Origin of the sequence: Pedobacter paludis, assembly GCF_003173575.1 — a bacterium.
Lineage (GTDB): Bacteria > Bacteroidota > Bacteroidia > Sphingobacteriales > Sphingobacteriaceae > Pedobacter > Pedobacter paludis.
Genome location: NZ_QGNY01000003.1, coordinates 1 through 14,519 on the forward strand (window position 1 = coordinate 1; position 14,519 = coordinate 14,519).

8 protein-coding genes are annotated in these 14,519 nt (G+C 37.1%); all 8 read right to left on the reverse strand.

Going from position 1 to position 14,519, the window contains the following annotated elements:
- Window positions 1-309 precede the first annotated feature (309 nt).
- A complete protein-coding gene (locus tag DF947_RS08080) occupies window positions 310-765 on the reverse strand; it encodes a DoxX family protein (RefSeq protein WP_109929224.1) in 456 nt (151 codons plus the stop codon).
- A 109-nt stretch (window positions 766-874) separates the two neighbouring features.
- Window positions 875-2,587, reverse strand: a complete 1,713-nt coding sequence (locus tag DF947_RS08085) for a hypothetical protein (protein ID WP_109929225.1) — start codon at window positions 2,585-2,587, stop codon at window positions 875-877.
- 155 nt (window positions 2,588-2,742) lie between these two features.
- Complete coding sequence (locus DF947_RS08090) at window positions 2,743-4,041, reverse strand: MFS transporter (RefSeq protein WP_109929226.1); 1,299 nt, start codon at window positions 4,039-4,041, stop codon at window positions 2,743-2,745.
- Complete coding sequence (locus DF947_RS08095; protein WP_109929227.1) at window positions 4,031-5,089, reverse strand: glycoside hydrolase family 130 protein; 1,059 nt, start codon at window positions 5,087-5,089, stop codon at window positions 4,031-4,033. Before DF947_RS08095 ends, DF947_RS08090 begins: the two co-directional genes overlap by 11 nt.
- Window positions 5,090-5,197: 108 nt before the next feature.
- A complete protein-coding gene (locus DF947_RS08100; RefSeq protein ID WP_109929228.1) occupies window positions 5,198-6,682 on the reverse strand; it encodes a RagB/SusD family nutrient uptake outer membrane protein in 1,485 nt (494 codons plus the stop codon).
- Window positions 6,683-6,695: 13 nt separating this feature from the next.
- Window positions 6,696-9,770, reverse strand: coding sequence for a SusC/RagA family TonB-linked outer membrane protein (locus tag DF947_RS08105; RefSeq protein WP_109929229.1), 3,075 nt, complete (start codon window positions 9,768-9,770; stop codon window positions 6,696-6,698).
- 141 nt (window positions 9,771-9,911) lie between these two features.
- The gene (locus DF947_RS08110; RefSeq protein ID WP_240615342.1) at window positions 9,912-14,051 is read right to left on the reverse strand and encodes a hybrid sensor histidine kinase/response regulator transcription factor; all 4,140 of its coding nucleotides are present in this window, start codon (window positions 14,049-14,051) and stop codon (window positions 9,912-9,914) included.
- 153 nt (window positions 14,052-14,204) lie between these two features.
- Window positions 14,205-14,390 carry a CsbD family protein gene (locus DF947_RS08115; RefSeq protein WP_109929230.1) on the reverse strand — a complete coding sequence of 62 codons (186 nt, stop codon included), beginning with the start codon at window positions 14,388-14,390 and terminating at the stop codon, window positions 14,205-14,207.
- Between the last annotated feature and the right edge of the window lie 129 nt (window positions 14,391-14,519).

Consider the following 14,519-nt stretch of genomic DNA (forward strand, 5'->3'; position numbering starts at 1 on the left):
GTATATGCACAGGCAGAGTAAAATTAAAATCAGGACCTATAAACGAAAAAATAGCAGCCAGAATGAACTAACTGCTATTTAAATTGTAATTTTTATTAATCCTGTATCGCTATTTCAGGACTAGTCACATTTATATTTTTAATGAGCCTTTATTCATATTTGAAAGCGAAAGGCAGTATCAATGTGGCTTAGTTAGTCCCGCCATCCGCTAAACCGAAGAAAGTAGGCAATGCTTCTGCTGGGTTTATAGCGTCCTAATAAGAACGATCGTCATTGCGAGGCACGAAGCAATCTTAATGCGGTCGCTATCTAACCCAAAGTAGTAGGATTGCTTCGTCCCTCGCAATGATGATAAGAATTATAATTAATTTTCTTTAGATCATTACCGGTACTTTTTAAAGCCCAATAAACCAAAACCGGTTGAAAAAACAAGCGAAGAAATCTTTTTGAATCTGTATCTAATCCAAAAGCACTTCTTTTGTTTACAAACTGAGAGATATTTCCAGGAAATACAGCAACAAAGAAACTTGCTGCAACTAACCCAACAATTTTTTCATGTTTTTTGGGTGTTAACACAAGAGCTGTACCCAAAGCAATTTCGCCAATGCCGGATAATACAACAGTATCATCTTTCTTTATTGGAACCCAATCCGGAACCTGAGCTTTAAATTCTTTCCTTGCAAAAGTGAGGTGACTAATTCCTGCAAATATTAATCCTGCACCTAGTGCAATTCTCGCTAAATCTTTTAAGCTTCTGTCTTTCATAATTTTGGGATTTATTTAAAGGTTGCAAAAACTATTCCAAGGCTGTACAAAATTTACCAAATAAAAAAGCATTGCCAAGAGGCAATGCTTTTTTAACACAGTAAATATTTTATTTTTTATAATCTATCACCACACCATTAGCCAACAGCTTATGATTTGCCATTGACATTTTACTAAATGCAGGCGTTTCAACAATCAGAACGGATTTATTACCCAAAATTTGAATATTTGCTTTAGCAGATACATTTTTTGCAATAAATTTTTGGGCTACAGCATCATATAAATCAACATTTTTTACACCTTTAATTTTGTAAGAAACAACTTTAGTTTGGCCATAAGGATTGTAAACCAAGTGAGTTGGATAAGCTTTCGATTTATAGAAAGCTGTTGCAAGTACATCTAATTTTAAAATGCCTTCAACATTTGTTTTCTCTACAATACTTCCAAAAATACCCACATGCCCACTTCCATAAACACTAAACTGTGAAACATCAGGATTTTCACCTGGAACCCATTTTGGTCCATCGCCCTGCGCAACCGGCGCTATTTTATCCATATAGAGGGTATCAAAAGTAGAACCTTTGGCTATGCCTTCGTAAGCAATTACACCTTTGGTTACACCTGCAGACTGCAAAATGGTTTGATGCTCATTCGGAATATATTGTGGATAAAATAGTCTTGAAGCATTTACCGCATTTAACATCCATTTACCAATTGCATCCGCATAAGCTGGATCATAACGAACCAAGGGAACCAGAGGCCAAGCCGCATCAAAAGTATTCATTAAAAAGCCATAACCTCCATGATCTACGGTACTTCCTACAACACCAGAAATATCGTAATTATTCCACTTCCCGGTTAACACTCCCCACCCTTCTCTGCAAACTGCGGTTCCATCAAAGGTCCAGCCTAAAAGTTTCTGCACATCAAATGTAGTTCCTTGCTCTACATTCATTCTTGCCGCTAAATAAGCACCGAAAGGCATTAACAATTCATAAGTTGGATTTATTTTATTGCTTTCTAGAGCAGTCATCGCACTAATTGCACCTTGTAAATAACGCTTATCGCCAAATTTCTTATAGGCTGCATACAAAACCCAAGCATGGCCCGCAGCGGCATCCTGTTGCGCACAGATTTGATTTTTCATTGGCTTCATCTGTCCATAATCAAAATAAGAATAGTTGTAATCACCTTTTAAGATGGAATCTGCCTTATAAAATTTCTCTGCTATGCTTTTGGCGATCCAATCAAAATCCTTTTCATTTGGGTACTTTTCGCAAATGGCATAAAACAATACGTTTGGATAAACATCATACCACCAATCTCTGCCATAACCACCGCCCAACAGCGCAACTTCTGGTGCAGTATTATTCATCATGATGTTCCACTTGGTATCGCGATTAAAATAGTTTTTCAGCATGGCAGTATAATTTATACCGTTTTGATTACTCTTGTCAATCCCAATTAAACTTGCGCCCAAAACAGAACCCATATTGGCTAAAGCCTCATGAAACATGCCTTTGTTATGTAATTTACCCTGCCTAACATCGCCAACAGCCGTATAAATTCCCATTACATTTTGATCGAAATTTTTCTTCGTGCTGTCCATCCAAACCATTGGCCAATAATCGCCTTTGGCATTAAAATCGTAAATGGTTTTATCGAAGTTCTGAGCCATCAATTTCCAATCGATAATTTTTAACGGTTGAGGAAGATTGGCCATTTCCTCTACCCTATTAAGTTTTAGTTGCTTAATCTGGGCTTGAGAAAAACAAGCGATAAGTATAAATAAGGTGGATAAAAGTATGTTTTTAAATTTCATAATTGATTTTATTGTTCTGGGACATGTTTTGTCATTCTGAGTGTAGCGAAGAATCTGTAACCTTTTGTATTTACTAAATTGGGTTGCTGGCCTTCCATCTGGCGTGTGGTTTTATTAAAGTTTAATTTCCATCGTTTGGGAATCCTCCGCTGTGCTTAGGATGACAAGCCTACAGGTGCAACAACACCCGGCTCTTCGGTACTCAAAATTGGGGCAGCTTCTATATTTTCGATTTTTCCTTGTTTAATAATTCCCTTGGCTACCCAATAAGAGGCAAGCTGTAAAATGGCAACGGTTACAATAGCATAACGCAAAGCAATTTCTACTGAAAAACAATAGGCTAGAATCAAAAATGTTCCAGCTCCTGTTAAACGGCCAATATACAAACCAGCTTCATGATTTAGGATATAGGCAAATTCGCTTCTTTTTTCTTTTTTGGTTAAAATATCAATTACACTAAACTGGATCGGGAAATAAGCCAAATCTAAAAGTGGTTTCGCCAATAAAAGGAAAAGCATAAACAATATTACACCTAAACTGCTATACAAAACTCCATTAATTACCGCAGCTATCGCAAAAAGCAATAATCCAGCTCCAAAAACGTATAAACGATGTTTTGGAGAAGTGTTTCTGCCAATAATGTACATCGATACCGCGGCTATAATTGCACCGACAGATTGGGCGGTTCCTAGGGCGCCTTCCTTACCAACCAAAAGCATTATGAGCATTGCCGGCGCAGTAACCAAAAACCCTTGTACAAGACCTTTTAAAGTAGCCAACTTTAACAGTTTATACCAATACGGATCGAACTTGAAATACACGAATTTCTTATTTGTCGGGTTTTCGAATTTCCCTCTAAAACACATTATAGAGGCCAATATGGTTACCACGAACACCAATCCAGTTACAATTTTGTAAGCTAAATGCGCATCTCCTGTACCCGAATAAAGTTCTATAAACCAACCGATTAAAAACGGAATAACCACTGCAATTATGGTATAAAAGAAAGTTTCCAACCCGTAATAGTAGTTTCTGTTTTCATCATTGGTTATGGCCAGTGCCAAAAAATCTCTATTGGCCCAGTAAAAACCGAATGACATGCCCATAATTAAGCCAGCAATTCCAATCCCCGTATTATCCAAAGTGGTTAAAGACATCATCACCATCATGGAAACACCGCTTAACATCATGCCCAAAGAGTATAAGGTTTTTATTGAAAATTTGCTAAGTAGGTAACCGTTTAAGAAAAAGGTAATTGGGATTCCTGTGTAAATTGTTAACTGATAAATAACAACCTTGACCGGATCGTTGGAGCTTCGCATTACGTAAGCGGCCACAAAAATATCAATAACCGGGAGTACAATGCTATAAATTAAATTGGTTAGCGTTAGCACTCTAAAATTATACGATTGACTTTTAAAATGGGCAATTTCTGCCTTAAGTTTATTCAGCATGATTATATTTTAAAGAGGATAAAATATCTTGAATTGAGAATTTGGCACCGCAAACAAACTCGTCTGCCGCACCATAATAAATAGTAAGTTCATCACCATTTATTGTATGGCCATTGGTAAACACAACCTGACCAAAGAAACCGCAAAGCTCATACTCGGCAATTGGCTTCATAATGGGTTCTTCACTTTGTGCAATCACTTTTGATGGATCATTCAAATCCATTAAAAATGCGCCCAAACAATATTGATGCTCGGAATTAGCGCCATGGTAAATTTCCAACCAGCCCTTGTCGGTTTTAATAGGTGCAGCACCAGCGCCCACACGTTTGCTATCCCAGCTGTTTTTGCGTGTTTTGATTATGCATTTGTGATTTCCCCAGTGAATTCCATCAGGAGATTCGGCCAACCAGATGTAGTTACCACCCAAATCCACACTGCTTGGACGATGTAAGGTGTAAAATTTACCGTTTATCTTTTCTTCGAAAACGGCACAATCTTTATTGTGCGGCGGAATAATCATTCCATGTTTCTCGAAAGTTTTCCAATCTTTTGTGGTGCGCATTCCAACGCCAACGCCATGTTCAGATACTGCGGTAAAGGTTAAATAATACGTTCCGTCTATTAACGCAACACGACAGTCTTCAATTCCAAATGCCTCATCAGGTCCTTCGCCCTGTAATAATGGGTAACCCTCTGGCTGATAAAAACTGATGCCGTCATCACTGCAAACCAAGCGCAAATGCGAAAGGGTTGTTAAATAATCGGCGCCTTTATAATTTATAACCCGAGGATCAGTTGCAGTTAAATCCGGATCGTTTTCTTGTATCTCGATGATTTCAATTCCATCGCCACGCAAAACCGGAAATGAGATTATGCCCTCTTTTTGTTTTGGTCTTTCTGCTACGCGGATAAGTAACCAGGTTTTATTTTGAAAAGTAAATACACCGGGATTTAATAAACATGCTATTTCTAATCCTGGTCTGCTTGGAATTAAATCTTTAGGAGATAAAATTGGGTTCTGGGAAAATCTTTTTGCGCTATCTGTCATAATATTAGGGAATAGAAATCCTTTACCATCAATAAAATGGCTTGGGTATGAATGAATAAGAATTTTAAATAAAAACCGGATTTTACATCATCCGGTTTTTATTCTTTTTTAATAACCAGCGTTTTGGGTAATTGATCCGGCTGATTTATCTACATCACCCTGTGGAATTGGATATAAATAATTTTTATCCTGGAAGTTTTTGCCCGCTGCAGTTAATACAGCTTTCGCCAATTTCCATCTTTTTAAATCGTTAAAGCGCTGACTTTCGAAACCTAACTCAACACGTCTTTCCTGAACCAACCAAGCTTTAATCTGCGCTTTATCGGTAGATGCAGGACGATCTGGCAAAGTTCCGGCAGGTGCTGTTCCGCCAGCAATAGTAGGCGATGTTCTAGCTCTCCTTCTAATCTGGTTAATGAGTGTAACCGCATTGGCATAATCTCCTGTTTCATTTAAGGCTTCGGCTTTCCATAATAAAACGTCTGCATAGCGAATAAAGATTCTGTTATTTCCGGCATCATCATTCCCTTTATTTGCGCCGGTTTTATCGCCCAACATTTTATAAATATTTTGCGAACTCACGTTTACAGTGTAGTCCAAGCGAGGATCGTTTGCTTCGAAAGCACTTATAAAATTGGTGGTTGGGGCAAAAAATCCCCAACCCAATGGAGCGCAAATTCCATTACCGTTTCGTGGTGTTTTACCCGATTGATGATCGTAAGCAAAAATTACCTCGCTATCTGCAAACTCTTTAGTTTGATCAAAGCTGTCGAAATAATTTGCATTAAGTCCGTAAAAGTTTAGGGTTTGCAATTCGTTTACCAAAGTAATTACATCGGCCCATTTCTCGTTGTACAAAGCAGATTTTGCCTGCATCGCGATTACGGCGCCTTTAGATACCCTCCATTTTTCGGTGGTATTGGAAAACTTGGCTGATGGCAATGCGGCTTTTGCTTTTGCTAAATCTGAATTGATCTGATCCCAAACCTGAGCTTTAGGAACACGTTTTGCAACATCATAAGCTTCGTTAAAAGTTTTTAATGGAGCCAAAACAACAGGTACATCGCCGAAATTCGTTACCAAATCAAAATAGTAATAAGCTCTCAAAAAATAAGCTTCGCCCAAAGAACGGCTTCTTAAATCGGCGCTTAAACCAACTTTCGCTACAATGGCATCATCAGATAAATAAGCAATTGCCTGATTGGTTCTTGAAACGCCCTCATAATCATAACTCCATATTCCGTTAAAGGCTTGGTTTGTCGCAATGAAGCTGAAATTATCTACCTGATCCATCCAGGCTTGATCACCATCGGGATTCCATTTTTTCTGCATATCATCAGAGGCAATATCCTGAACGATATAGTCGTTTCTAAAAACCGTACCTGCACTCCAATCCCACTCACCCAATAAATTAAGTGTGCTTGAAAGCATTTGATAAGACGATGTTACAGATGATGTTAATGTATTTGCCGTTGGATCAAGGTTGACCTGAGCGGGCGTAATCAATCCGATAGGATCTTTATACAATTCTTTTTTACAACCAGCGGCCATAAGTAGCACTGCTGCAATTGCGGATGTATATATGATTTTCATAATTCTTCTTTAATTAAAATTTAACATTTACGCCAAATAAAAATGCTCTTGACTGAGGGTAAGTACCGTAGTCTATTGCATCAACCGTTTCTGGATCTAATCCGGTATATTTTGTTTTAGTCCATAAATTTTGTCCTGATACATAGAAACGAACATTTTGTACACCTAGATTTAATTTTTTAAGCATTGGCCCGAATGAGTAACCTAACTCTACATTTTTTATTCTTAGATAAGATGCATCCTCAATGAAAACACTAGAGATTTTGCTGCTTCCGTTATCGGTAAAACTTACTCGTGGAATGGTGTTCGATGTACCTTCTCCATGCCAGCTGCCCAACACAGCATCTGTATAATTGAACGGACGGGTATCGTAATCTATAATTTGTTTCAACTGATTAAATTTATCGATTCCCTGAACACCTTGAACCAAAACCGATAGGTCAAATCCTTTGTAAGAACCGTTTAAGTTTAAGCCATAGGTTAGTTTAGGAATGTTACTTCCAATGTAAGTTCTGTCGTTATCATTAATTACACCATCACCATTTAAATCAGCAAATTTAATGTCTCCAGGTTTTTCATCATGTGTTGCAGTTCCATGCAAATAGCTGTTAATTTCTGCAGTATTTTGATAAATGCCAACCATTTTATAACCATAAAATTCATTTAACGAATGGCCAACTTCAGTCCGGCTAACCTGACCAATTATACTTGGTAAATTAGGGTGAAGTTTTTTAACCACATTGGTTAAGGTAGCCAGGTTTCCATTAATTGAATATTTAAATGCGTGGCTGTTATTGGTATAAGTTAAAGCAACCTCCAAACCTTTATTTTGAACCTCGCCAGCATTAACATAAGTTGGTTTTACATCTCCAACAAATTTTGGAAGTGAGATTGGCAATAAAATTCCCGAAGTATTTTTTATAAAATAATCTACCGATAAGTATAGACTATTTTTGAACATACCTAAATCTAAACCAATATTGGTTTGGGTAGTGGTTTCCCATTTCAAATCTGGATTTCCGTAACGATCGGTTACATATTTATCGCCGTCTTTACGGATTAATGTTAAGTAAGCATAGTTGTCAATTTCCTGATTACCAAGTTTACCGTAACTCGCTCTCAATTTTAAATCTGAAATTGCGCTAACATTTTTCATGAAATCTTCTGAAGAGATTTTCCAGCCCGCAGAAACCGAAGGAAAATAACCCCAACGGTTGTTTTCCGCAAAGCGTGATGAAGCATCGCCCCTTAAATTCCCTGTTAAGAAATATTTGTTATCGTAGTTGTAGTTTACCGAACCAAACAAAGAGAACAAACTCCATTCTGCGCCAGAACCACCATTATATAGATCATTAGCTGTTCCACCGAAATCAATGTATTGGAAAGTGCCCGATGTATAATCGTATCTTCTTCTTGATGCCGAAATTGCATCTGCTTTATTGCTGATGTATTCTGAACCGATTAATGCACTTAGCGAATGTTTGTTGAAAGTTTTAACGTAATTTAAGGTGTTGTTCCAGGTAAAATTGGTTTCCTGTCCGCGTTCTTCATTTAAACCATTTGGGCGATTGATTCTTCCCTGTCCGGCATCAATTGCTGAACCGCCACCGTCATCATCACCAAAGTTTTGTAAAAAGGCTTTGTTATGTCTAAACAATAAATCTACACCCAGATTGGTTCTAAAAGTTAATTCTTTATCCTTTAAGAAAGAGTATTCTCCGTAAGCATTACCAAAAGTTCTAAACGTATTTCTTTTATCATTACTGAAATAGGCCAAAGCAATTGGGTTTTGAGATTTTTCGAAGTTTTGATCCCAACCGGTAGATTGATTGTTATTTTTATAGAAAGGTAAATCTGTAAAAGGATTTGCAGCTGAATAAGTTGGATCGTTTGGCGATTTATAAACCGGAATTACTGGCGGTCTTAAAAAGGCATGGCGAATAATCCCTGGTGCATCACCTTTTGATGATAAGGCATCCTGAGCTTCGTTTGAAATTTGAAGATTAGTTCCAATTTTAAACCTATCCGTTAAATTCGCATTAATATTGGCTCTAAAATTTACACGTTTGTATTGATCGTTGTTAAAAATTACAATCCCGTCTTGTTTGTAGAAACCGCCAGATAATAAATACTGAACTTTATCGCTTCCTCCGTTTGCACTTACCTGTGCACTTTGCGAATGTCCGGTTTCAAAAAGTTCGTTTAGCCAATCTGTATTGGCCAAATCCGTTCTGGTTTTTTCTGCGTTATATGGATTTGTTCCAGCGTAACCCGCATTGTTCCAAGCTTCTTGCAACTTATCCAAATACTGAGTGGTATTTAACATGGTTGGCAAATTGGTTACATTTTGAACACCGTTGAAATAATTAACTTCGATGTTTGTCTTATTGGCCGAACCCTGTTTAGTGGTAATTACAATTACCCCGGCAGATGCACGAGAACCATAAATTGCGGCTGCGGAAGCATCCTTTAAAACCGTTAACGATTTAATATCGTTCGTGTTTAAGAAAGAAATATCGCGAGATGGAACTCCATCAACAATAAATAAAGGGCTGTTGTTTCCGATTGTACCTTCACCACGAATTCTAATGGTAATTGGATCGCCTGGCGCCCCGGTGCTTTGTGTTACCGCAACACCCGCAACCTGACCTTGAAGAACCTGAGCAACATCTGGCACTCTACGCTTTTCTGCATCTTCCATATTAACAGAACCAACGGCTCCGGTAATCGATGCTTTCTTTTGAGAGGTGTAGCCTAAAACCACAACTTCATCTAATGATTGAGAGCTTGGCTTTAATGCTACATTTAAATTGCCTCCAGTAGCATTTAAAGTTACAGGAGTGTAACCTATGTAAGTGAATGTTAAGGATTGGGATGCGCCTGCCTGCAGGGTTAATACATAAACTCCATTGCCATCGGTAGAAGTTTTGTTTTGAGTGTTGGCCTGCATAACCACTACTCCAGGTAAAGGCTGATTTGTTTCATCAGTAACCTTACCCGTTACTTTTGTTTGTGCATAACTTGTGAAACCCGAAACGGCTAAAAACAAGAAAACCAACAATGCATAAATACGTCTGTTTTTTTTCATTTGATTTATATTTGATTATAGGCAAATATAGACCAAGAGACGAGCTAACGGAGTGTACTATAATAACATTTTAGTTCACTATTGTTGCAAAACAAGCTAAAAACATCGTTTTTGTTAAGATAATGTTGTTTTTCGATTGCATTAAATACTTTCTGCCGTTGTAGATCCTTCGTGTTGTTTTTGCCTATAATCATTCGGTGCTAAATGATATATTTTCTTAAACTCTCTAAAGAAATAGGATTTGTTGTTAAAGCCTGTTAAATAAAAAATCTCTGAAACGTTAAGCTTCGAATTTTGCAGTAAAACCGCAGCGTGTTTCAATCTAATCCGCTTAATAAATTCTGAAGGTGTCATCCCTGCAAGTGTTTTCAGTTTTCTGTACAATTGCATTTTACTAATGCATAGAGCATCTTCAAGTTTTGATGCATCGAGATCAGGCTCAGCAAGGTTTTCTTCAACAGCCTTAACCAAAGCATTTAGAAATTCTTTATCCCCCTGTTCCAAATCCACATCAACAAATTGGTTGTTAATGTTTCTATCCTTAATCAAATGGTTCATCCGATTTCGGTAATCCAACAATTTTCGAACCCGCATTTGCAGATAGTTTATGTGAAAAGGTTTTGGAATGTAGGCATCTGCTCCGGTTTCGTAACCTTCGGTTTTACTCTCTTCGGTTCCCTTTGCAGAGAGCATGATAAATGGAATATGACAAGTTGCAGGCGCTGTTTTAACATATTTACAAAGCTCAAGTCCATCCATATCGGGCATCATAACATCGCTAATAATAATATCAGGCGTATTATTTTTTAAAAACTCTATCGCCGAAACTCCATTTTCAGCTTCGTAAATATTGTATTGGTCTTTAAGTATGTTTTTGATTAAAAAACGCAGAGCGGCATCATCTTCAACAATTAAAATACTGTATTCTGCAACGCCCTGTAAATCATCTATCAGTGCAACTTTGTTATTTTCTTCAACCGTTTCGGCTACTTCATCCTGATAAGGTTTTAAAATAGATTCGAATAAATAAGATGGTGCAGAGGCAATTACCTCGTCTTGTTTGCCCTCTACAGCTTGCTTGAGCTTTAATTTAAAGTTGAAATAAATCCATTCGTTTTTTAAGGAAACCTGGATTGAACCATTCATAATGGCAATTAATTCTTTGGTAAAAGCTAAGCCAATACCCGTGCTAAATTTCTCAAATTGATTTTCCTCGCCGATGTGAAACTCTTTAAAAAGGCTTTCCAAATCTTGTTCTTTTAACTTACAGCCAGAATTGGCTACGATAATTTCCAAATCCTGATCTTCAGCATTAAAGCTTACCGAAAAGAGAATATCCTGTTTTTCTCCTGCATGTTTAAATGCATTTGATAATAAGTTGAACAGAACCTTTTCAAACTTGTCCTTATCAATAAAGCCAGCTATTCCGTTTTGAATTTTACGGTCGAAGCGCTGTTCATTTTTTTCTGCAACTGGAATGAACAATTGTGTAAGGCTGTTCAGCAGTTTGGTAATGTCGAAATAATCGTCGTTCCTTTTTAAATAACCTGCCTCTGCCCTTCTAAACTCTAATAATTGTTGCACCAGATAAGTTAAACGGGCAGTATGCTGATGAACGAGCGATAAAAAGTAATTCTTGTCAATCGGTTTATCGAGCATATTTTTCCGTTGCATAAAATGCTCAACAGAACCCAGAATTAAGGTAAGCGGGGTTTGAATTTCGTGAGCGATATTGGTAAAAAAGTTAATTCGCTGGCGATGCACTTCTTCATCTTTTTGCCTGAAAAGGTATTCGCGTTCCAATTTGAACTTCATCTCCAGCTTGTTTTTTCTGTAAAGATGGAAAGCATATCCTCCGATAAGCAGAAGTAAAAAATAAAAGGCATAAGCTGGGTAAGTGAGCCAGAAATATTGCTTCACATTTAATTTTAAAGCAACCACAACTTTCGTCCAGATTCCTTCTCCATTACTCCATCGAACCAACAAATCGTATTTTCCGGGTGGAATATTGTAGTAGGCGATTTTTCCATCCGTTCCTGTGTAGCGCCAATTCTGATCCAGCCCTTTTAATTTATAGGCAAATTCGTTTTTCGAAGCATTGAAATAATTGAGCGCATTAAAAGAAAACTGGAAAAAGTTGCTTTTCCGTTCCAAATCAAAAACTTCTGTCGGCTGCTGTTTTGCTTTTACAATTAAATACTGATTATTTTCGAACTGCTTACCACCCAACTGCAAATCAGAAATAAGCAAATTGGGCTGTTTGGTGTTTTCGGTAATGTATTTCGGGAGAAAGTAATTAAAACCGTAAATTCCCCCGAACAATAAATTGTTATTTGATGCTTTTAATGCTGCTCCATCGCTAAATTCGTTGCTCTGCAAACCATCGCTTTCCTGATAATTCGCAATGCTGTTGTTTGCAGGATTTAATTTCGCCAGCCCTTTATTGGTGCTCAACCAAATACTTCCTGTCCCATCTTCTTGTATGGCGTGGATGGTGTTGTTAGGCAAGCCATTGTCCATTGTAATTTTACTGAACTTTGGTTTTGATTTGAGTGATTCGGCGTACGATAAATAATTTAGGCCATAGCTTGTACCAACCCAAAGTCTGTTTTTGCTATCGTAAAAGAGCGAAAGCACATCGCTATGTGATAAACTGCCTTCGTAACCCAAAGCCTTGTACGTTTTAAATATTCCGGTTTTTTGATCCAAAACACTTAAGCCACCGTATCTGCAGGCAATCCAAAGTCTATTATCTTTTCCCTTTGCCAAAGCATAAATAATATCATTGCCAGGGCCATTTTTTTCTATCGATGAAGAATTATACTGCTTAAAACTTTGAACCGAAACCGAGTGATCTACATTTCTTCTTAATTTTAAATGAATTAATCCATAACCACTGGTTCCAATCCAAACCGAACTATCCTGATCCTGAACAATGGTATAAACTGACCGAAAATCGGGAATCTTATCCGTTCCCTTTATTTTGTTCCAACTTATGGTTTTTGCCGATGTCTGGTCATAAACCGAAATTCCCTTTCCATCGGTACCGATATAAATAAACTGATCGGCGCCACGTTTCATGGCAAATACAGAATTATTATCCAAACCAGAATTTACATCAATTCTTTGGGGTTTTGTGGTTTCGGTTCCCACTTTCCAAAAATTATTGAAGATTAGAACGCCATTTCCTTTAGTACCAACCCACAAATTTCCACCTTCTTCAGCAAAAGCTCTAATTGGCTTATTTATGGTTGTTCCATTAATCTTGGTTAACAGGCCAAAATAGTTTTCCTTCGGATAAATTTGTATTAACCCATTTCCATCTGTCCCCAACCAGAGCACTTTATCTTGACCAACATTTAAAGCTGTAACTTTTAGGTTTTCTAAGGGTTTAGTCTCGTTTTTCAGGAAGTTTGTTGGCTTAAAATTTTGATCGTAAATGGTAATGCCTTGATTTTCCCACGCAACCACATAATTAGACTGATAAAAAGTAATGGCCTTAATTCTTTTTTGAGAAATGGCCAATGGCTGTGGCTTTAAGTCATTTCCAATTTTAAAGTGGTTATCATTGTTGAGTGTGTAAACGATCTGGTTGTTGATGGTAAAAAAATTGGAAATCCCACTTGAATGATTAAAAATCCTTAATGTCTTTAACCCCTGATTTGTTACCTGCGCAACAACCAATTCCTCTTTCGCATTTAAATACCAAAGATTATCATTCAGGAAATTCATTTTAACAATTCCGTTCGAAACCGGAAACTTCTGATAATCGATAAACTTATCCTTTGCAGAATTATATTTACTCAAAATTCCATTGGCAGAAAAACAGAACACCTCCCCCTTTGTATTTATTACAAGCTCGTACTCATTTTCTCTAATTTTTTGGGCAGTGGTATTTTTATAAAAATAACGACTAAAAGCACCTGTATTTTTATTGTATCTAGAAATTCCTCCAATGGTGTTAATCCAAATGTTACTATGGTTATCTTCTTTAATCGTTTGGATTACATTACTCCCGATGCTGTTTTCGGCTTTGTCAATATTGTGGTTATAAACGTTAAAATGTGCACCATCATAACGGTTTAGCCCATCCCAGGTTCCAATCCACAACAATTGATCTTTATCTTGTAGAATTGAGTTAATGGAACTATTTGATAAACCATTTCGGTTATCCAGTTGGCGGTAATAAAAGGATACCCCAGGCTTAACATCTTCAGCAAAAAGGGTTTGCGAAAAAGTTAATCCCATTAGCAGGATATAAATAAAATAAGTTTTACTCATTTCAAGAATAGTGGCAACAATTAAATTATTTGGATAGAACTTTTGAGGATGTATAAATTTAAAAAAAATATTGGGATAAACGTGTCACAAATACCAGTAAACAAAACAGGCCATCAAAAGTGATGGCCTGTTTTGTTTATTTTACCGCTGGTACTATAAGGAGTTGATCCATTTAACAAGTTCCTCTCTTCCCTTGCCTGTTTTTTGTTGAAGTTTGCCCAATAATTCATCATCTTGTCCATCTTCGTGCTTCAAATCATCATCGGTTAAGTCTGCATAAGCTTGCTTTACCTTTCCTTTTATCTCGTTCCACTTTCCTTTTAATTCTAACTTATCCATTTCTTTATTTTTTTAATATTTAATATTGATTTTATGGTTATTTAACAAAGAAAGAAGTGCCTTTGTTTGTTTTTACACAATAATCAATCAGAAAAAATCAAATTTTTGCCATTCCGTTTAGCTATATCC

Excerpts from the sequence above, each read along its gene's own strand:
- DF947_RS08080 (WP_109929224.1), bottom strand. The coding sequence starts at position 765 with ATGAAAGACAGAAGCTTAAAAGATTTAGCGAGAATTGCACTAGGTGCA.
- DF947_RS08085 (WP_109929225.1), bottom strand. The coding sequence starts at position 2,587 with ATGAAATTTAAAAACATACTTTTATCCACCTTATTTATACTTATCGCT.
- DF947_RS08090 (WP_109929226.1), bottom strand. The coding sequence starts at position 4,041 with ATGCTGAATAAACTTAAGGCAGAAATTGCCCATTTTAAAAGTCAATCG.
- DF947_RS08095 (WP_109929227.1), bottom strand. The coding sequence starts at position 5,089 with ATGACAGATAGCGCAAAAAGATTTTCCCAGAACCCAATTTTATCTCCT.
- DF947_RS08100 (WP_109929228.1), bottom strand. The coding sequence starts at position 6,682 with ATGAAAATCATATATACATCCGCAATTGCAGCAGTGCTACTTATGGCC.
- DF947_RS08105 (WP_109929229.1), bottom strand. The coding sequence starts at position 9,770 with ATGAAAAAAAACAGACGTATTTATGCATTGTTGGTTTTCTTGTTTTTA.
- DF947_RS08110 (WP_240615342.1), bottom strand. The coding sequence starts at position 14,051 with ATGAGTAAAACTTATTTTATTTATATCCTGCTAATGGGATTAACTTTT.
- DF947_RS08115 (WP_109929230.1), bottom strand. The coding sequence starts at position 14,390 with ATGGATAAGTTAGAATTAAAAGGAAAGTGGAACGAGATAAAAGGAAAG.